Consider the following 20,600-nt stretch of genomic DNA (forward strand, 5'->3'; position numbering starts at 1 on the left):
ACTCACAGGCTAATCGCCGCGAACAGGAGCGCCAGCGCGCCGAACACCAACAGCATGAAGCCGCGTTCGAGGTCGTCGCCGCCGAGTTCGTCGTCCGGCGGGTCCTCGCGGGTCGGGTCGAGGACGAACTCCGGGTCGTCGGAGCGGGCGACCCGACGGGCGGCCGCGGCGCTCTTGAGCAGCCGGCCGCCGAGGGCGAAACAGCCCAGCCCCACGACGATGGCGACCACGGAAACCGGATTGACGTTCAGCATCGGCCGGCGACCGCGGTCATCGGTCGGTCGACCCGTCGGTCGCGGTCGTGGCGACGGTCGGCGGAGCGGTCGCGCCCGTCATCGCTCGGCTCGCATCGGTCACTCGTCGCCGTAGACCGCGTCGGGGTCGAAGACGCGCTCGCCGACGTTCTCGCCCTCGACGGTGCGGTAGAAACACGACCGGTGGCCGGTGTGGCACGCGCCGACGTTCTGGTCGACGAGGTACAGCAGGGTGTCGGCGTCGCAGTCGACGCGGACCTCCCGAATCTCCTGTGTGTGGCCGCTCGAAGCCCCTTTCTCCCAGAGTTCGTCGCGGCTCCGCGAGTAGTAGTGCGCCCGGCCCGTCTCGACGGTTCGGTCGAGCGCCTCGGGCGAGACGTACGCCAGCATGAGCACCTCTCCGGAGTCGGCGTCCTGCGCCACGGCGGGGACGAGGCCGTCCTCGCCGAAGTCGACATCGACGGTCATGATTCGGGTCACGCGGTGGCCGGGGTTATCTCTTGTGCGTCGCCGCGCGGAAACGACGCCCGACTCTCCCCCGCGTGCTCAGACGATACCGAGCGCACCGAGGACGCCGAAGAGGATGTCGCCGTAGACGAACGCAACGACGAGACCGACGAACATGGGGACGAGAAACGGGATGCCCGGCGAAATCCACACCGACTCGCGAGTCGTCACGAGTTCCAGTCCGCCGCGGAGTTTCTCGGGCGAGGTGCCGTAGGCGGTGCCCTCGATGCTGTCGAGGAAGCGGGCCGCGCCCCACGGGTCGTCGAACGACGCGTCCGCGTCGGCTGCGGCGGCGTCGCCTCCAGCGCCGGCGTCCGTATCGCCGTCTACCGCATCCTCGTCGTCGAGGTCGGGCGACGCGCCGCCGTCGGTTGCCGCGCGGTGGACCGCGCCGTCCGTCGGGTCGAACGTCTCGCCGATGCTGTCGGGGTCGCGGAGGGCGTCCGGGTCCGAACGCAGGTCCGCGAGCGTGAGGCCGCGCCAGCGGAGGTACATCCGGAGCGCGTCGAGGTCCAGTCCGTTCCGCGTGATTCCCTCGGGCGACTCGAACAGGCGGCCGTGGGCCGCCGAGAGCGACCCCACGGAGACGCGACGGCCGACGAACGAGATGGGGAACTCGAACTCGCCGTCGGCGAGGTTCCTGGCGGCGAGGAACAGCGGGTAGGCGAGGCCGACGATGACCGTGTTCGTGAGAATCGTCATCGAGAAGACGCCGAGGCGGGTGGCGGCGAGCGGGAACTCCGTCCCGGCGACGACGTAACTGGGGAACGTCGGGAGCAGGACGGCGAACACCATGAGCGCCTTCGCGTCCGCGCCGCCGAAGCCGCCGAGCCGCCAGAACAGGTACGAAAGCGGGACGACGAAACAGACGCTCACGCCGACGCGAATCAGGTACAGCCGGTCGAGCACCGTCTCCGGCGGCAGGTGGCCGAGGAGTTCCCACGCGAGCAGGACGAGCCCCAGCGCCGCGAGCGGATACCAGACGACGTTGGGGACGCGCCGCGTGCGGACGTCGCGTACCGCGGTCCACGCGAGGACGGGGAGCACCACCAACCGCAGGAGGTCGGGGAGCGTTCCGATACCGAACATACCCGCAGACTGGGGGCAGGGGAGTTAGGTGTTCGGGACGGGTATCAATCCTGAAACCGACCCCGGCGGCGGGTCAGAACAACGCGAGTTCGACGAAGCCGACGAGCCGAATCGAAAGCGAGAACAGTGCCATCGCGGCCGCGGGAACCCACGCCGACTTCGAGCGGCCGAAGCCGAGGGCGGCCACGCCGAACGCGAGCGCCCACAGGGCGTGTTCGACGCTGCCGGGAACGTCGGCGAAGACGGTTCCGAGCGCGGCCACGGCGAGCAGTCCGAAGGCGAACGCGGGAGCGAGCGTCGGGCGCGAGAGGGGTCGAATCGACCGCTCGACCGCGCTTCGATACGTCACGCCGACCGCGACACAGCCGCAGACGGCGGCGACGAGGAGAAGCGAGACGACGCCGACCCGCCAGGGTTTCGGGAAGACGACGAGCGTGAAGGCGGCGTCGCGGAGCACCGAACGAAAGAACGTCACGAGCGCGGCCGTCGCAGCGACGGCGCGCGCGGACGAGAGTCCGACCCGCGACGAGGCGAGGTCGAACACCGCCGCGACGAGAATCCCGAACCCGAGGCCGGCGAGTGCCGCGTCTTCGGCGGTCCGAACCGCCGCCGTCGCGACCGACGCTTCCGGGTGGTACGTCCACCCGAGGAGCGCGGCGAGCGAGGCGTCGAACCCGGCCGCGAAGAGAACGCTCGTCGCGACGACGGCGAGCGCGGGAGCGAGAACCGTCGCCGCCGCGTCGGCCAGTCGGGAGCGCCCGGGAAGCCCGAACGAAAGCGAGACGCCGCGATGGCGCGCGTAGACCAGCGTCGGAACCGCGAGGCCGGCGACGTTCGGCGACGCGAGCGTGCCGACTATCGGGACGCCGCGGAGCCTGAGCGCGACCCAGTAGCTGGCCGCGCTCGCCACCGTGAGACAGGCGAGAAAGAGCCCGAGTCGACCGAGTTCAGTCGCTTCGCTCGGGAGCGAATCGTCGGGGCGGAGTTCGCGGACGACGGTCGTGGCTCTCGACACGGGTGGAGCGACCGGTCGGCGGGACAAATCGCTGTCGGCCTCTCGGCTCGGACGGGGGCGGAAACGGTGTACCCGTCGGTCACGGGTGCGACGCGTCGAAAGAAATGTTCGGGATAGCGCCTTAGATGACGCGGTTCTGCAGGTAGTCGAGGTGCTTCGCGTTGTAGACGATCTTGACCTCGTCCTCGACCGGCGAACCGATGCAGGTGAGACGGACGTTCTTGTCGTTGACCTCCTCGTCGGAGAGAATCTGCTGCATGTCCATCTCGATTTCGCCCTCCTTCAGGATGGACGCACAGTTCGCACAGGCACCTGCGCGGCAGCTGAAGGGCCAGTCGTAGCCCTGGGCCTCGGCGGCTTCCAGGATGTACTCGCCCTGGTTGACTTCCATCTCACCGTAGTCTTCGGCGTCGAGACCGGCGTCCGCGGCCTGCTCGAAGAGGTCGTCGTCGTCGAGGTCCCAGCCGTTGTCGTCGAGAACTTCGTAGTTGAGGTAGGTTACCGTGGGCATCGACAGAGGATTCGAAGGCCACCCCATTAGACTTTGCTGTTCCGTGCGCCGAATTCGACCCGCGCCGCGGCGGCGGCCGCCCGTTTGTTACATTGTTGACCGTGATAGTTCCGGATTGACGGACGCGGCGATTGAACGCTTCAGATAACGCCAGCGGAGAACAGCGCGTACGACGCGAGGGCCGAAAGCGAGGGCGTGAGCATCCAGAAGAAGATGACCCGCCCGGTCGTTCCGGGGTCGAACAGGTCCTGCGCGGAGAGTTCGTCGGGCGCTTCCTCGCCCATCTTCGGCACCTCGTCCTCGCGCTCGACGGTGAGTGCGTTGACCGATACCTGCGGGGCCTCGCCGCCGCTCAGGGCCTCGCCGAGAGTGACGGTTCGGGTCGCCCGTCCCCAGCCGAGGCCGACGATGCACATCGTCGCGCTCACGGCGAGGCTGGCGGGGATACCGATGGCCGACAGGAAGGAGATGAGCGACGCGCTCACCGTCTCGACGATGAGCGCCGCGAGGATGGGCAACTGCGTGAGGTCGTTGCCGACGGTGTCGAGCGTCCGACGGGCGATGGTGAACGCGCCGAGCCCGATGGCGCCGCCGGCGACGAGGATGCCCGTGTTCATCTCGAGCGCGCCGTTGCCGACGAGCGGGGCGACCGCGTTGGCGACGTTCGACGCGCCCGCGGAGAACGCCATGTAACAGGCGACGACGACGACGAGGACGGTGCTTCCGAACTCGCGGTACGTCGTGTTCGGCCCGAGTCGCGGTCGCGGAACGCCGCCGTCGCGGTCGAGCCTGACGAGGGCACCGGGGCTCTGGTCGAGTTTGAGCCACGCGTCGAGATACGGGTAGATGTACCGACCGATGACCGCGCAGATCCAGAAGGCGATGACGGGCGCGACGATCCACCACGAGATGATTTCGAGCATCACGCCGGAGTCGAGCGACCCGTTGGCGAGGCCGAGGCCCGCGATGGCCCCGACCGCCGTCATCGACGTGGAGGCGGGGACGCCGAAGGTGTTAGAGACCAACAGCGCGAGGCCGACGAAAAAGAGGACGGCGACGCTCGCCGCGAGGGTGAACTCGCTTTGCGGGACGATTTCGCCGCCCATCTTGGCGACGACCTCCCTCCCGAGCGTCCACCCGCCGAGGAGCGCGAACCCCGTCATCAGGGCCGCTGCGGCGAGTTTGCCGAGCACACCGCTCCCGACCGCGGGACCGAAGGCGACCCCCGTGGACGAGCCGCCGATGTTGAACCCGACGAACACTGCCACCAGGAGACCGACGAAGAGGAGTGCTTCTACCACGGAGGTACCTACTGGCGCGGGAATAAAAGGAACGGCGGTCGGTGGTCGGCCAGTTCGCCGACGCGGCGGCCGGAAACGACTCGCCCGAGGGGAGCGCGCTCAGTTCAGTTCGACGCGGCGCGAATCGCCTGGTCGAGGTCGTCGATGATGTCGTCGACGTCCTCGATGCCGACCGACAGGCGGACCATGTCGGGCGTGACGCCCGCGGCGGCCTGTTCGTCTTCCGTGAGCTGCTGGTGGGTGGTGGACGACGGGTGGATGACGAGCGTCTTCGCGTCGCCGACGTTGGCGAGGAGCGACGCGAGTTCGACGTTGTTGACGGTGCCCTTGGCCGCCTCGTAGCCGTCGGTGAGGCCGAAGGTAATCATGCCGCCGTAGCCGCCGTCGAGGTACTTCGAGGCCTCCTCGTGGGTCTCGTGGGATTCGAGGCCGGGGTAGTTCACCCACGACACCTTCTCGTGGTCGTCGAGGAACTCCGCGACGGCCTGCGCGTTCTCGCAGTGCGCGCGCATCCGAAGCGGGAGCGATTCGAGCTTTTCGAGCGTCTGCCACGCGTCGAACGGCGACTGGGAGTTGCCGAGGTCGCGCAGGCCGCGGGCGATGCCGGCGTAGGTGAAGCCGGCGGGGCCGAACGTCTCGTCGAAGTTGACGCCGTGGTACGCCGGGTTCGGCTTCGCGATTTCGGGGTAGTCGTCGGCGTACTCGTCCCACGGGAAGGTGCCGCCGTCGATGAGGATGCCGCCGATGGTCGTTCCGGCCCCGTGAATCCACTTCGTCGTGGACTGCCAGACGAGGTCCGCGCCGTGCTCGATGGGGTTACAGAGGTACGGCGTGGCGAACGTGTTGTCCACGAACAGCGGCGTCCCGTGGTCGTGGGCGACCTCGGCGATGGCCTCGATGTCCGGCGTCACGAGCGCCGGGTTGCCGATGGTCTCGAGGTGGACGAACGCGGTGTCGTCGTCGATGGCTTCCTCGTAGGCGTCAACGTCGAGGGTGTCGACGAACCGGGTCGTGACGCCGCGGCGCTCGACGGTGTGGGTGAGGTAGGTGTAGGTCCCGCCGTACAGCGACGACGCGGAGACGATGTTGTCGCCGGCAGAGGCGAGCAGGAAGGTGGCGAGGTCGAACGCGGCCATCCCGGACGAGGTCGCGACCGCGCCCACGCCGCCTTCGAGCGACGCGAGGCGCTCCTGCAGCATCCCGACGGTCGGGTTCATCAGCCGCGAGTAGATGTGTCCCGGCTTTTCGAGGGCGAACTGCGCGGCGGCGTCGGCGGCGTCCTCGAAGACGTACGAGGTGGTCTGGTACAGCGGCGGGGCGCGCGCGCCCGTCGCGGAATCGGGGCTCTGTCCGGCGTGGAGACTCCGAGTGTGGAAGCCCGGGCTGTCGTCGTCGCTCATACCCGAACGTCGAATCGAACGGGGGTAAAGCGGGGTGTCGGTCGCAATTCCCGCCGGCTTCTGCGACGCGGGACCGACGCGAAAGAGGAAGACTGCCGGGCAGCAGGCGGGACGACGGCCGGACCGTCAGCGCGAGAACAAAGAGGAGTGAACCGGTGCGAAGTCCTTCTCCTCGTCGGGTTCGCCGCCGTCGGTCGCGGTGTCGGTCACGGCGCGGCCCGCGACGCCCTCGTCGACGAAGTCGCCGAGCGGCGGCCCGACCTTCTCGGGTTCGACGAGGAAGGCGTCGTGGCCGTGGTCGGACTCGACGACGTGGTGGGCGACCGGCGCGTCGACGCGGCGGAACGCGCCCGCCAGCGACTCCGACTGCTCGGTCGTGAAGTGCCAGTCGCCGGTGAAGGAGACGAGGAGCGACTCGCCCTCGAAGGCGGCGAGGGCGGCCGCGTCGGACTCGTAACCCTCCGAGAGGTCGAAGTCGTCCATGGCGCGCGTGAGGTACAGGTACGAGTTGGCGTCGAAGCGCTCGGCGAACTTCTCGGCCTGGTAGTCGAGGTAGGACTCGACCTCGCGGTACGGGAAGAACGCGGCCGCGGGGTCCGACGGGAAGGCGTCGCCGCGGTCGCCGCGGCCCGCGGAGCGCCGGCCGAACTTGCGCTCCATCGAGTCCTTCGAGAGGTACATCAGGTGGCCGAGTTGGCGGGCGAGTCCGAGGCCCGCGTCGGGCGAGGCGCGGTCCTCGCCGTAGTAGTCGCCGCCGTTCCAGTTCGGGTCCGAGGTGATGGCACGGCGGGCGACGGCGTCGATGCCGAGACACTGCGAATCGAGGCGGGCCGCCGAGGCGACGACGGCGAGGCGCTCCACGTCGTCGGGGAACTGCACGGCCCAGTCGAGGGCGTTCATGCCGCCGACGGAGCCGCCGACGACGGCGTGGAGGCGGCCGACGCCGAGGTGGTCGAGCAGGCGGCGCTGGGCGCGGGTCCAGTCGTGGACGGTGACCGGCGGGAAGTCCGTGCCCCACGGCTCGCCGTCGGGACCCTCGCTCGCCGGGCCGCTCGTGCCGTAACACGACCCCGGGACGTTCACGCAGATGACGTAGTAGTCGTTGGTGTCGAGCGCCTTGCCCGGTCCGACGATGTCGCCCCACCACGCGCGGGCCTGCCCGGAGACGCCCGACTCGGTGCCGTGGCCGGCGACGTGCTGGCTCCCGGTGAGACCGTGACAGACGAGGACCGCGTTCTGCCCGTCGAACTCGCCGTAGGCCTCGTAGGCGACCTGCAGGTCGGGCAGTATCTCGCCCGACTCGAACTCGTGTTCGCCGATGTCGACCACGTCGGATTCGACCCGGCGACCGGGCGTGGTTCGCGTGCGGCTCATGGCTCCTCCGACCCCCCGTCGGCCTGCTGACGCAGGGCGTGTTCGATTGCCTGGTCGAGGTCGGCGATGATGTCGGCGGCGTCCTCGATGCCGACCGACAGTCGGAGCATGTCGGGCGCGACGCCCGCGGCGCGCTGTTCGTCCATCGAGAGCTGGGCGTGCGTGGTCGACGCGGGGTGGATGAGAAGCGTCTTCGCGTCGCCGATGTTGGCGAGGAAGCTCACGAGGTCGACCGACTCGCAGACGGTCTTGGCGGCTCCGTAGGCCGCCTCGTCGTCCGCGCCGTCGAGGCCGAAGGTGACCATGCCGGCGTAGCCGCCCTGCAGGTACTCCGAGGCGAGGTCGTGGGTCTCGTGGTCCTCGAAGCCGGGGTAGGTGACCCACGCGACGCCGTCGCGGTCGCGGAGGAACTCGGCGACCTGCCGGGCGTTCTCGCAGTGGGCGCGCATCCGGAGCGCGAGCGTCTCGACGCCCTGAAGCGTCTGCCAGGCGTCGAACGGCGACTGGCAACTGCCGGTGCTCCGGACGGCGCGCTGGCGGACGGTCTCGGCGAAGGCGCGCTCGCCGAACCGCTCGACGAAATCGACGCCGAAGGCGGGGTTCTCGCCGGAGAGCTCGTCGTAGTCGGCCGCGTCCCACGGGAAGGTGCCGCCGTCGACGACGACGCCGCCGACGGTCGTGCCGGAGCCGTGGAGCCACTTCGTCGTCGACTCCCAGACGATGTCCGCGCCGTGTTCGATGGGGCGACAGAGCGCGGGCGTGGCGAACGTGTTGTCAACGACGAGCGGGACGCGGTTCTCGTGGGCGACCTCGGCGATGGCCTCGAAGTCCGGCGTCTTCAGCGAGGGGTTCGCCACCGTCTCGACGTGGACGAAGGCGGTGTCGTCGTCGATGGCCGCTTCGTAGGCGTCCACGTCGAGCGTCTCGACGGTCCGGGATTCGACGCCGCGCCTGACGGCGGTCTTCGAGAAGTACGAGGCCGTGCCGCCGTACATGTCCTCCGAGAGGACGACGTTGTCGCCGACCGACGCGAGGACGGTCGTGAGCGCGTCGAGCGCGCCCATCCCGGAGGCGGTGGCGACCGCGTCGACGCCCGATTCGAGGGCGGCGAGGCGGCGTTCGAGGATGCGGGTCGTCGGGTTGGAGATGCGGGAGTAGACGTCGCCGTCGGCTTCGAGGGCGTACAGGTCCGCGGCGTGGTCCGCGTCGTCGAAGACGTACGACGTGGTCTGATAGAGCGGCGGGGCGCGGGCCCCTGTCGCCGGGTCCGGGTCCTGTCCGGCGTGGAGGCCGAGCGTGCGGAAGCCTCGATTCATGTATGAGGTGCATAATCTTCGACAGAGGAATAACCGTCAGTTACGGCAAGCGTTGCCCGTGGTTGCGGTCGGGGAGCGGCGGCCGGTCCGGAGGAGAGCGCGGGGGAACGAGACGGTCCGCGTCGGAGAGTAACTTGCATACCTCGGCGGCGCGAGGAAGGATGTAACGCATGAAGTGTCTCCGGGCCCACTTCGACGCCGACGAGAACCCGTTCGGGAGCCCGTACGACGTGTTCGCGGTCGACGGCCGACACCCGCGCGGGGAGCTTCGCGACCTGCGGCTCCGGCCCGACGGAACCGTGGTCGAACTCTGCGTCCTCGAAGACGCGCCGCCGGACATCGAGGCGCGGCTGGCCGACCACCCCGATATCGTCGATTTCGACGCGGGCGAGACGGCCGACGGCGGCGTCGTCTGCCACGTTCATCTCGTCCCCGACGACGACGTGCGCCGGCTCCTCGAACTCGTGGACGAACACGACCTGCTTCTCGACACGCCGATTCGGCTCACCCGCGAGGGCGTCGTCGTCAACGTCCTCGGGAGCCACGCGCAGCTCTCGGGCGCGGTCGCGTCGCTGCCCGACTCGCTCACCGACGCGTTCTGCGTGGACGGCCTCTCGGACTACGAACCGGTCCGCGGCGGCGTCCGCGCGGACCTCACCGCCCGCCAGCGCGAAGTCCTCGAGGCCGCCGTCGAGCGCGGCTACTACGACATCCCGCGTCGGGTGTCGGTCGAGGAACTCGCCGCCGAACTCGGCTGCTCGCAGAGCACCGTCTCGGAACACCTCCGGAAGGTCGAATCGCGCGTGATGAACCGGCTCGGGTGACGGCCGCCGGCGTCGCGTCGCCGACTTGGTTGACCACGATATAAAGGGCCGGCCGGCATCGGCAGTAGCGCCATCCCGGTTCCGCCCGTAGCTTCATCCATGTCAGAAGCGACGCAAGGCGGTCGAGAACGACCGCCGAGTCCCCCGTCGAAGCCCGTGGTCCACCACACCCTTCGGTACGCGGACGACCCGCTCGCGTTCGTCACCGAGGTCGCCCGCGAGTACGGTCCGGTCGCCGAGTACGACATCGGCGGCATCTCGTTTTACCAGCTGAGCGACCCCGAACTCGTCGAGCACGTCCTCGTACAGGAGAACCAGCGGTATATCAAAGGCGAGCTGTTTCAGGAATCGCTCGGGACGGTCCTCGGCGACGGCCTGCTCACGAGCGAGGGCGAGTTCTGGCGGCAGCAGCGCCACCTGATGCAGCCGGCGTTCCTCCCGCAGATGCTCCGGCGCTACAGCGAGGTGATGGTCGACTACACGGAGCGCATGCTGTCGTCGTGGGAGGACGGCGAGACACGCGACATCCACGAGGACATGATGAGCCTCACCGTCGAAATCGCCGCGAAGACGCTGTTCGACGTGGACATCCGCGAGGAGGAGTCCGCCGTCGGCGACGCCCTCGAAACCGTCATGGACTACTCGTCGACCTCGATGAAGCGCCCGGTGGACGTGCCGCGGTGGGTCCCCACTCCGCGCAACCGTCGGTATCAGCAGGCGCTGGACGACCTCACCGAGGTCGTCGGCCGCATCGTGACCGAGCACCGCGACGACGACCCCGACCCCGAGGCCAACGACGTCGTCTCGCTCCTGTTGACGTTCCGCGACGACGACGGCGATTCCCTGTCGGACGAGCAGATACGCGACGAACTCGTGACCATCCTCCTCGCCGGCCACGAGACGACCGCGCTGGCGCTCACCTACACGCTCCACCTCCTCGGGACGAACCCCGAGCAGGCGTCGACGCTCCGCGAGGAACTCGACGCCGTCCTCGACGGCGAGCGCCCCGGCTTCGGCGACCTCGACGGCCTGCCCTACACCGAGCAGGTCGTCAAGGAGGGGATGCGGGTCTATCCGCCGGTGTGGGAACTCATCCGCGAGGCCGCCGAACCCGACGCAGTCGGCGGCTACCGCGTCGAACCCGGCCAGACCGTCTCGGTCCAGCAGTGGGTGCTCCACCGCGACCCGCGGTTCTACGACGACCCCCTCGACTTCCGGCCGAGCCGGTGGACGAAAGCGTTCGAGCGCGACCTCCCGAAGTACGCCTACTTCCCGTTCGGCGGCGGCCCGCGGCGGTGTATCGGCGACCGCTTCGCCATGCTGGAAGCGCGTCTCGCGCTGGCGACGATTGCCCGGTCGTGGACGGTCGACCCGACCCACGACCTGTCGTTCGACCCCTCGATTACGCTCCGACCCGAGGGGTCGGTCGAGATGGTCGTGAACCGCAGGTGAGCGGTCGGCGAGAGCCGAGGGTCGAGTCACCGGCGCGCAGTCTCGCAGTCTCATCCCCGGCTTCGCCCGCCGTCGTCGCCAACACGCTTATTCCCCGAGGCCGAAGACCGGTTTCATGGCCGGAGACTTCCTCCTCGTCGCCGCCGTCTTTCTCGCAGTCGGCCTCCCGGCGGCGGCGTTCCCCTACCGCGTGTCGAAACTCGGCGAGCGGGTCGACGCCATCGGGAGCAAGACCCCCAACGACGAGGTCGAACCCGCCGAGTGGAACGTGACGCTCACGCGGTTCGTCGGCGTCTTCATGTCCGCGCTCGGAGTCGCCTACCTGTTCGCGTGACGCGGCGCGGTTCGGGCGGGAGTCGTCGCGGCCGGAACGTCGCCGTTCGCCGTCACCCCGGAGCGTTTACCCGCCGTCCCGCCGACACCCGAACCAATGAGCGACGCCGACATCGACGCCGAGTCGAACCCGTACCTCCGCGACCCGCCGACCGAGTTCGAACCCGCCGAGTCGCTCTCGCGCGAAGCGGCCGAAGAACAGGCCGCGCTCCTCCGCGAAGCCGTCCGCGAGCACGACCACCGCTACTACGTCGAGGCCGACCCGCTCGTCTCCGACGCGGCCTACGACGCGCTGTTCTCCCGCCTCGTCGCGCTCGAAGGCGCGTTCGACCTCGACACGACCAACAGCCCGACGAACCGCGTCGGCGGCGAGCCGATCGACGCGCTGGAGACGGTCGAACACGTCGCGCCAATGCTCTCAATCGACCAGAGCACCGAGGCCGACGACCTCCGGGAGTTCGACGAGCGCGTCCGCCGCGAGGTCGGCGCGGTCGACTACGTCTGCGAGCCCAAGTTCGACGGCCTCTCGGTCGAAGTCGTCTACGAGGGCGGCGAGTTCGCCCGCGCGGCCACCCGCGGTGACGGCCGACGCGGCGACGACGTGAGCGCGCAGGTGAAGACGATTCCGACCGTGCCGCTGTCGCTCCGCGGCGACCACCCCGACCGACTGGCCGTCCGCGGCGAGATTTACATGCCGAAGTCCGACTTCAGCGACCTCAACGCCCGGCGCGTCGAGGCCGGCGAGGACGCCTTCGCCAACCCCCGGAACGCGGCCGCCGGGACGCTCCGCAACCTCGACCCCTCGGTCGTCGCCGACAGGCCGCTCGCGGTCTTCTTCTACGACATCCTCGACGCGAGCGCGCGCCCCGACAGCCAGTGGGCGGCGCTCGACCGCCTGCGCGAGTGGGGCCTCCGCGTCGCCGACCGGGTCGAGCGCGCCGCAGACGTGGAGGGAGCCATCGACTACCGAAACCGGATGCAGGCGGCCCGCGACGACCTCGACTACGAAATCGACGGGACGGTCATCAAGGTGGACTCGCGGGAGGCCCGCGAGCGCTTGGGCGAAAAGAGTCGCTCGGTCCGCTGGGCGTTCGCCTACAAGTTCCCCGCGCGCCACGAGGTGACGACCGTCCGCGACATCGTCGTGCAGGTCGGACGAACGGGCCGACTCACGCCGGTCGCCATCCTCGACCCCGTCGACGTGGGCGGCGTCACCGTCTCGCGGGCGACGCTCCACAACCCCGACGAGATAGCCGACCTCGGCGTCGCGGTCGGCGACCGAGTCCGAGTCAAGCGCGCCGGCGACGTGATTCCGCAGGTGGTCGAAGTCACGGAGGACGGCGGCGGGAGCTACGAGTTCCCCGACCAGTGTCCGGTCTGCGGGAGCGCGGTGGACCGCGACGGCCCGCTGGCGTTCTGCTCGGGCGGGCTTTCGTGTCCGGCCCAACGGGAGGCCTCTATCGGCCACTTCGCGGTCAAGGGCGCGATGGACATCGACGGCCTCGGCGGGGAGCGCGTCTCCCAGCTCGTCGACGCCGGCCTCGTCGAGACGGTCGCCGACCTGTACGGCCTGACGGCCGACGACCTCGCCGAGTTAGAAGGGTGGGGCGAGACGAGCGCCGAGAACCTCGTGACCGCCGTCGAGAACTCGACGAACCCCGCTCTCGACTCGTTCCTCGTCGGCCTGAGCATCCCCGAGGTCGGAGAAGCGACCGCCCGCGGTCTCGCCCGCGAGTTCGGGTCAATCGAGGCGTTTCCCATCGAATCCGACGCCGACGAAGGCGAGTTCGACGCGTTCGAAGAACGCCTGACGACGGTCCCCGACGTGGGCGAGACGGTCGCGCGCCGCGTCCGCGACTTCTTCGAGAACGCGGACAACCGCGCCGTGATTCGCGCGCTCCTCGACCGCGGCGTCGACCCCGAACCCGTCGAATCGGGCGGCGACGAACTCGACGGCCTGACGTTCGTCGTGACCGGGACGCTCGCCGCGAGCCGGGGCGACGTGAAGGACCTCGTCGAATCTCACGGTGGCAGCGTCACCGGCTCCGTCTCGGGCAACACCGACTACCTCGTCGTCGGCGAGAACCCCGGCCAGTCGAAGCGCGACGACGCCGACGCGAACGACGTACCGACGCTCACGGAAGCCGAGTTCAAGGACCTGCTCGCAGAGCGCGGCGTGGCGTATCCGCCGGAATAGAACAGTCGGAAGTCGGCGTCGCCGAGGCGGGCGTTCCCGCCTCAGAAGTCAGTAGTTCCGCCTCAGAGGTCCGCCTTCTGGAACGCGCGGTAGCCGAGCAGCGGCGGGACGACGATCCACGCGAGGAGGATGGCGAGGATGAACGGCCCGGTGAAGTAGAACGGAAGTGCCTCGCTGAAGGTCGCCTCGATGGCGAGTCGCTCGCCGAGTCCGGCCTTGAACAGGCGGGCGGCGACCGCGGGGCCGTACAGTTCCGCGACCAGCGTCTCGTAGGCTCGAAGCGGGTTCAGGTACTTGATGAAAAGGCGCATCTGGACGATTTGCGGCGCGGTCAGCGCGGTGAGACCGAGCTGCTCGATGACCCAGTTGACGAGCCGCGGGACGCCCGTGGCGACCGTCGACCAGAGGACGGCGAAGATGAAGTACAGCCCGACGGTGCCGAACAGCGCCTGTCGCTGGGACGCCGAGGTCGCGGAGAGCCAGACGCCGATGGAGACGAACGCCGTGGCGAGGAGCCCCGAGAGGGCGACCTGTCCCGCGTAGGAGACGAACATGACCTGCCCGCCGGTGAACAGCATCGCGAAGAGGGCGACGACGAAGCCGACGAGCATCGAGATGATGACGACGAGCGTGCGGCCGACGAGCTTTCCGAACACCACGTCGCGCCGGGAGTTCGGCAGCGACAGCAGGAGCTTGATCGTGCCCGACTCGCGCTCGTCGATGAGCGAGCCGTGGGCCGTCACGAGCGCGATGAGCGCGAGGACGAACCCGAGCATGCCCGCGTAGGAGAAGTTGAACAGCCCGCCCGGCGCGGTGGTGAGGCCGAACAGCGTCTCGGAGTTCGCGCCCGCGCCAGAGAGCAGGACGCCGTAGAACAGCGCCGTCGACCCACCGATGAGGAGGGCGAAAAACAGCGTCAGGCCGAGGAGCCACCGCGACCGGAGGGCGTCGCGGAAGTCCTTGCGCGCGACCGATTCGAGCGTCATGCTGTCACCTCCGGTTCGCCTGCGGAGTCGTCGCCCTCGGTGTACGCGAGGAAGATGTCCTCCAGCGACGCGGAGTCAGTCTCGAAGTCGGCCACGGTCGCGCCGCCGGCCTCGACGGCCTCGATGACGCGCGACTTGGCGTCGTCGGTACAGCCGACGATGAGGCGGTCGCCGTCGGTCTCGACCGACGAGACGCCGTCGAGGGCGCGGACAGCGTCGAGGGCGGCGTCGCCGTCGACGTCGATGCGGAGAACCGAGTCGGTCTCGATTCGGCTCCGGAGCCCCTCGATGGTGTCCTCGGCGATGAGTTCGCCGTCGCGCATGATGCCGACGCGGTCACAGACCGCTTCGACCTGTCCGAGGACGTGGCTGGAGAAGAACACCGTCGCGCCGCGGTCGGCCTCGGTGCGGACGATGTCGCGCATCTCGCGCGCGCCGGCGGGGTCGAGACCGGAGGATGGCTCGTCGAGGACGAGGAGGTCGGGACTCCCGGCGAGCGCCATCGCGAGCGCGAGGCGCTGGGACATCCCCTTGGAGTAGCCGCCGGCGCGGCGGTCCGCCTCGTCGGGGTCGAGGCCGACGCGGGAGAGCAGTTCGTCGGGGTCGTCGTCGGCTTCCTTGGACTCGATGGCGAACTCGACGTGTTCGCGCCCGGTCAGCCGGTCGTACACGTCGTACCCCTCGGGGAGCACGCCGGTCCGACGCCGGACGGCCACGCTCTCGGCTTGCGCGTCGTGTCCGAGCACGCGGACGGACCCGCTCGTCGGGCGCACGAAGTCGAGAAGCATGTTGATAGTCGTCGATTTTCCGGCACCGTTGGGACCGAGGAACCCGAAGACCTCACCCTCCGCGACGGAGAACGTGAGGTCGTCGACGGCGGTGACGGCGTCGGCGTCGGACGACGGGAGGAGAGAATCGAACAGTCCCTCGTCGTCTTCGAACCGTTTCGTCACCCCGTTCAGTTCGATGGCGGCCATGGGCGGGCCTGCGTCGTACTGGGTTAAAGGGTTTTAGGTGCAAAAATCACGGGCGATAACATTCCCGCGCCGAGCGGAGGGTCAGACGGAGGAGTCACATCGCCACAGTCGTGCGATTCGGTCGGGTTCGACGGCCGGTATCGGCGGTCGATGTCGATGGCCGGCTGTGCCGCCTCAGACCTCTTCGTCGGGTTCGTGGGAGTCAGCCATCTTCGTGGCCTCCGTCGCGTACCGCTCGCGCAGGTCGTCGTCACTTACTGGTTCGAGGTTCTCGGTCGGCGCGTCGATGGCGGCGGTCACGGTCATCCGGCGCTGGTGCATCACGGCCGCGGCGAGCTCCTTCCGGAGTTCGTACTCGCCGTCCGGCGTCGCGTAGATGAGGATGATGAGGTCCCGGTCGTCGTAGGACCGCTCGACCAACCAGAGCCGCGTCGTGTCGTCGTCGCTCATGCCCCGTGGTTCGGACGGGGTTCCCTTACGCGTGCCGGCATCGACGCCGGCCGTTCGGAACCCGGCTCAGGAGCGATTGCCCGTCAGTTCCTCGACTTCCATGGCGAGCGACGACAGCGCCTGCGTGCTCTCGTCGGTCGCGCTGACGATGCTGTCGACCGCGCCCTCGGTCTCGACGGTCCGGTCGCGCACGTCCTCGATGGTCGCGGTCAGTTCTTCGACCGCCTCGGCCTGCTCGTCGGTCGCGCGGGAGACCTCCGCGACGCCGTCCGCGGCGGTGTCGATGGAGGTGGCGATTTCCTCGAACGCCGCCAGCATCTCGGAGATGCGGTCGTCGGCGTGCTCGATGCGGTCGTTCGACTCCGTCGCCGCGTGGACCGCCTCGCCGGTCTGCGACTGGATGTCCTCTATCTGCGCGGTGATGTCTTCGGTGTGCTGGCGCGTCTCGTCGGCGAGCGACTTGACCTCCTCCGCGACGACGGCGAACCCGTCGCCGTCCTCGCCGGCGCGGGCGGCCTCGATGTTCGCGTTGAGCGCGAGCAGGTTCGTCTGTTCGGCCACCTCGGAGATGACCTCGACGACCGCCTCGATGTCGTCCATGCGGCCGCCGAGTTCGGTCACGCGGTCGACGAGCTCGTCGCCCATCGTGACGACGCTCTCGGTCGCCGCTCGCGCCTCGCTGTTGGCCTCGCGGCCCTCGGCGGTCGCCTGCCGCGCCTCCGTGGCCGCCGTGTCGACCTCGTCGGCGGTCGCGGCGACCTCCTCCATCGTCGCGCTGAACTGCTGCATCTGGGTCGCGCCCTCGTCGAGGAGGTCGCGCTGCTCTTCGACGTTATCGACGATGGCGTCGGCCGCCGAGGCGGCCCGCGTGACCGCCGCGGTCGCCGTCTCCGTCTCGTCTTCGACGTTCGACGCCAGCGTCGAGAGGTTGCGCGCCGTCTCGTTGACCGCGTCGACGACGAGATAGAGCTGGTCGTCGACGGCCCCGCTCTCGTCTATCGTCGCCCGCGCGTCGAGGTTGCCCCCGCTCAACTGGGTCAGCGTCGATTCGACCTCGGAGACGAGCGCGGCGACCTCGCGGTGGCGCTCGACTTCCGTCGTCCGGTTGCGGACGGTCTGGAGGACGCCGACGAGCTCGTCGCCCTCGTAGAGCGGCATCGCCGTGTGCCGGGCGTGGCAGTCGTCGCCGTTCACGTCCGCAAACGTCTCTTCTACGGCGTAGAGCAGGCGGTCGGGGTCGTCGAGTTCCACGCCGTCGAGCGCCGCGGCGTCGAGTGGGTTGTCGAGGACCTGCCCCGCGAGCACGCTGGCCGCGGAGTCGCCGTAGAAGGCATCACCGAGGTCGCGTCGGCCCAGCGCGGCGTCCGCGGACGTGCCGGTCAACGACTCGACGCCGGCGTTCCACGCCGCGATGCGACCCTGCTCGTCGAGGACGAACGCCGGGAGGCCGACGCCGTCGAGCAGTACGTCGTCGTCGACGTTCAAGTCCGGCGCGTCCGTGGCGGAACCGGCGACGATTCCGCCGTCCGGTAACGGAGTCTCCTCACCGAACCACGAGCGGACGCGTGAGAGTATACCAAGTGACATTAGAGGCCACGTTTCAGAGCATCACAGGAGTATCTTTCGAGCAGATTATCAAATCAGATAATTTTCGGGGCGGCGAGACGGCCGAATCGGCCGCCCCGCTGGCTCGACGCGTCAGCCTCAAGCCCTTCGCGCGGTAAGCCACCCCAGATGGACCCTGCCGCGGTCAGCGAACGAGCCAGCGCGCTTCCGTCGGACCCCGGCGTGTACCAGTTCGTCGCCGGCGACACGGTGCTGTACGTCGGGAAGGCCGTCGACATCCGCGCGCGGGTTCGGTCGTACGCCGACCCGCGGTCGGAGCGTATCTCCCGAATGGTCGACCGCGCGGAGCACATCGACTTCGCCGTTACCGACACTGAAACGCAGGCGCTCCTCCTCGAAGCCAACCTCATCAAGCGCCACCAGCCGCGCTACAACGTCCGCCTGAAGGACGACAAGTCCTACCCGCTCGTCCAACTGACGGCCCACGCGGTCCCGCGCATCGAGGTCACCCGCGACCCCGAGGACTCCGCGACCGTCTTCGGACCGTACACCGACAAGGGCCGCGTCGAGACGGTCGTGAAGGCGATTCGGGAGACCTACGGCCTCCGCGGCTGTTCTGACCACAAGTACTCGAACCGCTCGCGGCCGTGTCTCGACTACGAGATGGGGCTGTGTACGGCCCCCTGTACCGGCGAAATCGCGGAGCGCGACTACCGCGAGGACGTGGAGTCGGCGGTCCGCTTCTTCGAGGGCGAGACGGGCGTCCTCGCCGACCCGCTCCGCCGGGAGATGGAGGCGGCCTCACAGGACGCGGAGTTCGAGCGCGCCGCCAACCTCCGCGACCGGTTGGAAGTCGTCGAGTCGTTCCACGGCGCGGGCGAGGACGCCGTCTCGTCGCAGTCCGACGAGCGCGCCATCGACGTGCTCGGCGTCTCGCTCCGCGGCGACTCGGCGACCGTCGCCCGGCTCCACGCCGAGCGCGGGCAACTGGTCGACCGGACGCGGCACCACCTCGACGCCCCCGAGGGCGAAGACCGCACGGCCGCCGTCCTCTCGGCGTTCCTCGCGCAGTTCTACGCCGAACGCGAACTCCCCGACGCGGTCGTCCTCTCGGAGCATCCCGACGACGAGGACGTGGTCGCGTGGCTCGAATCGGAGGGCGTGGGCGTCCGCGTCCCCGGCGCGGGCCGCGAGGCGAAACTGGTCGAACTCGCCCTGAAGAACGCCCGCCGGCGCGCCGGCCGCGACGACGGGCTCGCCACGCTCGCCCGCGAACTCGACCTCGACGTGCGACGCGTCTCCCGCATCGAGGGCTTCGACGTGAGCCACGCGCAGGGCAAGGCCGTCGTCGGCAGCGACGTGTGCTTCGTCGAGGGGAGCGCCGAAACCTCGGACTACCGCCGGCGGCGACTCCCCGAGCGCAACGACGACTACGCGAACATGCGAGAACTCGTCCGCTGGCGGGCGACCCGCGCGCTGGAAGGCCGCGACGACCGCCCGGACCCCGACTTACTCCTCATCGACGGCGGGAAGGGACAGTTGAACGCCGCGCTGGACGCCCTCGAGGAGACCGGCTGGGACGTGCCCGCCGTCGGCATCGCCAAGGACCGCGAACTGGTCGTCACGCCCGACCGGACGTTCGACTGGCCGGACGACGCGCCGCACCTGCACGTCCTCCAGCGCGTCCGCGACGAGGCCCACCGCTTCGCCGTCCAGTACCACCAGACGCTCCGCGACGAGGTGAAGACCGTCCTCGACGACGTGCCCGGCGTCGGCGAGAAGACCCGCCGGGCGCTGCTCACGCGGTTCGGCAGCGTCGAAGGCGTCCGCGAGGCGTCGGTCGAGGACCTGACGGACGTGCCCGGCGTCGGCGAGAAGACGGCCGCGGAGCTGAAGCGACGGCTCTGAGCGGGGTCGGCCGCGTCGGGTGAAAAAGACGGATTGGATTCGTCGCGCGAGCGAGCCGGAGCGGCTTACGCGATTTTGTTGTACTGGTCGCGGAGCTTCTCGGCCGCGTCGTCCATGAGGTCGGCTTCGTAGTCGTCGAGGTCCCACTCGACGACCTCCTCGATGCCGTTCGAGCCGAGCTTGACGGGGACGCCGAAGGCGGTGTCCTCGTAGCCGAACTCGCCGTCGAGGACGAGCGAGCCGGGAAGCACTTCGCCGGTGTCGTGCAGGACGGCCTCGACCATGTGGGCGACGCCGGTCGCCGGGCCCCACTGGGTCGCGCCCTTGCGCTCGATGACGTCCATGGCGGACTCCTGGAGGTCGCCGAGAATCTCGTCTTTCTCGTCGCCGGAGAAGGCGGGGTCGTTGCCGTCGACGCGGACCTTCGAGAAGACGGGCACCTGCGCGTCGCCGTGCTCGCCGAGGATGGTCGCTTCGACGTTCTTGACCGGCACGTCGAAGCGCTGGCTCAGCACGTAGCGGAAGCGGGCGGAGTCGAGTCGGCCGCCGAAGCCGATGACTTTGTGGCGGTCGCGGTCGCCCGTCTCGTAGAGGTGACGGTTGAGCAGGTCGACGGGGTTCGACGTGGTGATGGAGACGAAGTCGTCGTTGTGCTCTGCGAGCGAGGAGCCGATGTCGTCCATGATGGGGGCGTTGTCGCCCGCGAGGTCGATGCGGGTCTGTCCCGGCTGCCGCGGGATGCCCGCCGTGATGACGACCACGTCGGAGCCGGCGGTGTCCTCGTAGCCGCCCTGCGTCACGACCGTGTTGGAGTCGTACGCGATGCCGTGGTTCGTGTCCGCCGCCTGTCCGACCGTCTTGTCTTCCATCTTCGGGATGTCGACGAACACGAGTTCGTCACAGACATCGCGAAGCGCGAGGTTGTACCCAGCCGCGGCGCCGACCGTCCCGGCCGCACCAATCACGCTAACTTTCGTCATACCACATTAACCAGGCTGTGGATTCCGAGTAAACGTTTCGAAACGGGCACCGAAGCGCCGTCTGTCGATTATCTGTTCGTCAGTCGTCGAATTTCGACCGACAGCGGCGGGGTGTCCTCGGCCGCGAGAGCCGGTGAGACCGCCGGTGACGAAACCACCC

At 69.3% G+C, this 20,600-nt stretch carries 19 protein-coding genes; 5 read left to right on the forward strand and 14 right to left on the reverse strand.

Going from position 1 to position 20,600, the window contains the following annotated elements:
- Positions 1-2: 2 nt before the first annotated feature.
- From ABY42_RS14865 to ABY42_RS14905, 9 genes are all read right to left on the reverse strand, one after another.
- Positions 3-254 (reverse strand): hypothetical protein, encoded by a 252-nt coding sequence (locus ABY42_RS14865; protein WP_004974117.1) that lies wholly within the window; start codon positions 252-254, stop codon positions 3-5.
- A 99-nt stretch (positions 255-353) separates the two neighbouring features.
- A complete protein-coding gene (gene hisI, locus ABY42_RS14870) occupies positions 354-722 on the reverse strand; it encodes a phosphoribosyl-AMP cyclohydrolase (RefSeq protein ID WP_050459858.1) in 369 nt (122 codons plus the stop codon).
- A 78-nt stretch (positions 723-800) separates the two neighbouring features.
- Positions 801-1,850: an A24 family peptidase gene (locus tag ABY42_RS14875; protein ID WP_050459859.1), complete on the reverse strand. Its 1,050-nt coding sequence runs from the start codon at positions 1,848-1,850 to the stop codon at positions 801-803.
- A gap of 73 nt (positions 1,851-1,923) precedes the next feature.
- The gene (locus ABY42_RS14880; RefSeq protein WP_050459860.1) at positions 1,924-2,865 is read right to left on the reverse strand and encodes a hypothetical protein; all 942 of its coding nucleotides are present in this window, start codon (positions 2,863-2,865) and stop codon (positions 1,924-1,926) included.
- Between the two features lie 121 nt (positions 2,866-2,986).
- Positions 2,987-3,376 carry a ferredoxin Fer gene (gene fer, locus ABY42_RS14885; RefSeq protein ID WP_004974109.1) on the reverse strand — a complete coding sequence of 130 codons (390 nt, stop codon included), beginning with the start codon at positions 3,374-3,376 and terminating at the stop codon, positions 2,987-2,989.
- A 140-nt stretch (positions 3,377-3,516) separates the two neighbouring features.
- Positions 3,517-4,638, reverse strand: coding sequence for an inorganic phosphate transporter (locus tag ABY42_RS14890; protein ID WP_193493500.1), 1,122 nt, complete (start codon positions 4,636-4,638; stop codon positions 3,517-3,519).
- A 143-nt stretch (positions 4,639-4,781) separates the two neighbouring features.
- Positions 4,782-6,077, reverse strand: coding sequence for an O-acetylhomoserine aminocarboxypropyltransferase/cysteine synthase family protein (locus ABY42_RS14895; RefSeq protein ID WP_050459862.1), 1,296 nt, complete (start codon positions 6,075-6,077; stop codon positions 4,782-4,784).
- A gap of 126 nt (positions 6,078-6,203) precedes the next feature.
- On the reverse strand, positions 6,204-7,451 hold the full coding sequence (gene metX / locus ABY42_RS14900; RefSeq protein WP_004974103.1) for a homoserine O-acetyltransferase MetX: 1,248 nt from the start codon (positions 7,449-7,451) through the stop codon (positions 6,204-6,206).
- Positions 7,448-8,767 (reverse strand): O-acetylhomoserine aminocarboxypropyltransferase/cysteine synthase family protein, encoded by a 1,320-nt coding sequence (locus ABY42_RS14905; RefSeq protein WP_050459863.1) that lies wholly within the window; start codon positions 8,765-8,767, stop codon positions 7,448-7,450. The genes metX and ABY42_RS14905 overlap by 4 nt, the downstream gene beginning before the upstream one ends.
- Before the next feature lie 170 nt (positions 8,768-8,937).
- On the opposite strand from ABY42_RS14905, the gene ABY42_RS14910 reads away from it, so the two are divergent.
- The 4 genes from ABY42_RS14910 (at position 8,938) to ligA (ending at position 13,573) form a co-directional block, all read left to right on the forward strand.
- On the forward strand, positions 8,938-9,591 hold the full coding sequence (locus tag ABY42_RS14910) for a helix-turn-helix domain-containing protein (RefSeq protein ID WP_004974100.1): 654 nt from the start codon (positions 8,938-8,940) through the stop codon (positions 9,589-9,591).
- 99 nt (positions 9,592-9,690) lie between these two features.
- The gene (locus tag ABY42_RS14915; protein WP_050459864.1) at positions 9,691-11,043 is read left to right on the forward strand and encodes a cytochrome P450; all 1,353 of its coding nucleotides are present in this window, start codon (positions 9,691-9,693) and stop codon (positions 11,041-11,043) included.
- A 115-nt stretch (positions 11,044-11,158) separates the two neighbouring features.
- Positions 11,159-11,377, forward strand: coding sequence for a hypothetical protein (locus ABY42_RS14920; protein ID WP_004974097.1), 219 nt, complete (start codon positions 11,159-11,161; stop codon positions 11,375-11,377).
- 96 nt (positions 11,378-11,473) lie between these two features.
- Positions 11,474-13,573 carry an NAD-dependent DNA ligase LigA gene (ligA, locus tag ABY42_RS14925; RefSeq protein WP_050459865.1) on the forward strand — a complete coding sequence of 700 codons (2,100 nt, stop codon included), beginning with the start codon at positions 11,474-11,476 and terminating at the stop codon, positions 13,571-13,573.
- Positions 13,574-13,635: 62 nt separating this feature from the next.
- On the opposite strand, the gene ABY42_RS14930 is transcribed toward ligA, so the two are convergent.
- The 4 genes from ABY42_RS14930 to ABY42_RS14945 form a co-directional block, all read right to left on the reverse strand.
- Positions 13,636-14,559: an ABC transporter permease gene (locus ABY42_RS14930; protein ID WP_004974092.1), complete on the reverse strand. Its 924-nt coding sequence runs from the start codon at positions 14,557-14,559 to the stop codon at positions 13,636-13,638.
- The gene (locus ABY42_RS14935; protein WP_004974090.1) at positions 14,556-15,536 is read right to left on the reverse strand and encodes an ABC transporter ATP-binding protein; all 981 of its coding nucleotides are present in this window, start codon (positions 15,534-15,536) and stop codon (positions 14,556-14,558) included. The genes ABY42_RS14930 and ABY42_RS14935 overlap by 4 nt, the downstream gene beginning before the upstream one ends.
- Before the next feature lie 174 nt (positions 15,537-15,710).
- A complete protein-coding gene (locus tag ABY42_RS14940; RefSeq protein ID WP_004974087.1) occupies positions 15,711-15,986 on the reverse strand; it encodes a hypothetical protein in 276 nt (91 codons plus the stop codon).
- Positions 15,987-16,052: 66 nt separating this feature from the next.
- The gene (locus ABY42_RS14945; RefSeq protein WP_004974085.1) at positions 16,053-17,573 is read right to left on the reverse strand and encodes a methyl-accepting chemotaxis protein; all 1,521 of its coding nucleotides are present in this window, start codon (positions 17,571-17,573) and stop codon (positions 16,053-16,055) included.
- Positions 17,574-17,720: 147 nt separating this feature from the next.
- Here ABY42_RS14945 and ABY42_RS14950 point away from each other — a divergent pair, with 147 nt between their 5' ends.
- Positions 17,721-19,460 carry an excinuclease ABC subunit C gene (locus ABY42_RS14950; protein ID WP_050459866.1) on the forward strand — a complete coding sequence of 580 codons (1,740 nt, stop codon included), beginning with the start codon at positions 17,721-17,723 and terminating at the stop codon, positions 19,458-19,460.
- A 65-nt stretch (positions 19,461-19,525) separates the two neighbouring features.
- Here the strand turns inward: ABY42_RS14950 and mdh are convergent, their stop codons facing one another.
- Complete coding sequence (gene mdh, locus ABY42_RS14955; RefSeq protein ID WP_049905028.1) at positions 19,526-20,440, reverse strand: malate dehydrogenase; 915 nt, start codon at positions 20,438-20,440, stop codon at positions 19,526-19,528.
- Positions 20,441-20,600 lie beyond the last annotated feature (160 nt).

It is taken from the genome of Haloferax gibbonsii (assembly GCF_001190965.1).
Taxonomy (GTDB): domain Archaea; phylum Halobacteriota; class Halobacteria; order Halobacteriales; family Haloferacaceae; genus Haloferax; species Haloferax gibbonsii.

Excerpts from the sequence above, each read along its gene's own strand:
- ABY42_RS14865 (WP_004974117.1), bottom strand. The coding sequence starts at position 254 with ATGCTGAACGTCAATCCGGTTTCCGTGGTCGCCATCGTCGTGGGGCTG.
- hisI (WP_050459858.1), bottom strand. The coding sequence starts at position 722 with ATGACCGTCGATGTCGACTTCGGCGAGGACGGCCTCGTCCCCGCCGTG.
- ABY42_RS14875 (WP_050459859.1), bottom strand. The coding sequence starts at position 1,850 with ATGTTCGGTATCGGAACGCTCCCCGACCTCCTGCGGTTGGTGGTGCTC.
- fer (WP_004974109.1), bottom strand. The coding sequence starts at position 3,376 with ATGCCCACGGTAACCTACCTCAACTACGAAGTTCTCGACGACAACGGC.
- ABY42_RS14895 (WP_050459862.1), bottom strand. The coding sequence starts at position 6,077 with ATGAGCGACGACGACAGCCCGGGCTTCCACACTCGGAGTCTCCACGCC.
- metX (WP_004974103.1), bottom strand. The coding sequence starts at position 7,451 with ATGAGCCGCACGCGAACCACGCCCGGTCGCCGGGTCGAATCCGACGTG.
- ABY42_RS14905 (WP_050459863.1), bottom strand. The coding sequence starts at position 8,767 with ATGAATCGAGGCTTCCGCACGCTCGGCCTCCACGCCGGACAGGACCCG.
- ABY42_RS14910 (WP_004974100.1), top strand. The coding sequence starts at position 8,938 with ATGAAGTGTCTCCGGGCCCACTTCGACGCCGACGAGAACCCGTTCGGG.
- ABY42_RS14915 (WP_050459864.1), top strand. The coding sequence starts at position 9,691 with ATGTCAGAAGCGACGCAAGGCGGTCGAGAACGACCGCCGAGTCCCCCG.
- ABY42_RS14920 (WP_004974097.1), top strand. The coding sequence starts at position 11,159 with ATGGCCGGAGACTTCCTCCTCGTCGCCGCCGTCTTTCTCGCAGTCGGC.
- ligA (WP_050459865.1), top strand. The coding sequence starts at position 11,474 with ATGAGCGACGCCGACATCGACGCCGAGTCGAACCCGTACCTCCGCGAC.
- ABY42_RS14930 (WP_004974092.1), bottom strand. The coding sequence starts at position 14,559 with ATGACGCTCGAATCGGTCGCGCGCAAGGACTTCCGCGACGCCCTCCGG.
- ABY42_RS14935 (WP_004974090.1), bottom strand. The coding sequence starts at position 15,536 with ATGGCCGCCATCGAACTGAACGGGGTGACGAAACGGTTCGAAGACGAC.
- ABY42_RS14940 (WP_004974087.1), bottom strand. The coding sequence starts at position 15,986 with ATGAGCGACGACGACACGACGCGGCTCTGGTTGGTCGAGCGGTCCTAC.
- ABY42_RS14945 (WP_004974085.1), bottom strand. The coding sequence starts at position 17,573 with ATGTCACTTGGTATACTCTCACGCGTCCGCTCGTGGTTCGGTGAGGAG.
- ABY42_RS14950 (WP_050459866.1), top strand. The coding sequence starts at position 17,721 with ATGGACCCTGCCGCGGTCAGCGAACGAGCCAGCGCGCTTCCGTCGGAC.
- mdh (WP_049905028.1), bottom strand. The coding sequence starts at position 20,440 with ATGACGAAAGTTAGCGTGATTGGTGCGGCCGGGACGGTCGGCGCCGCG.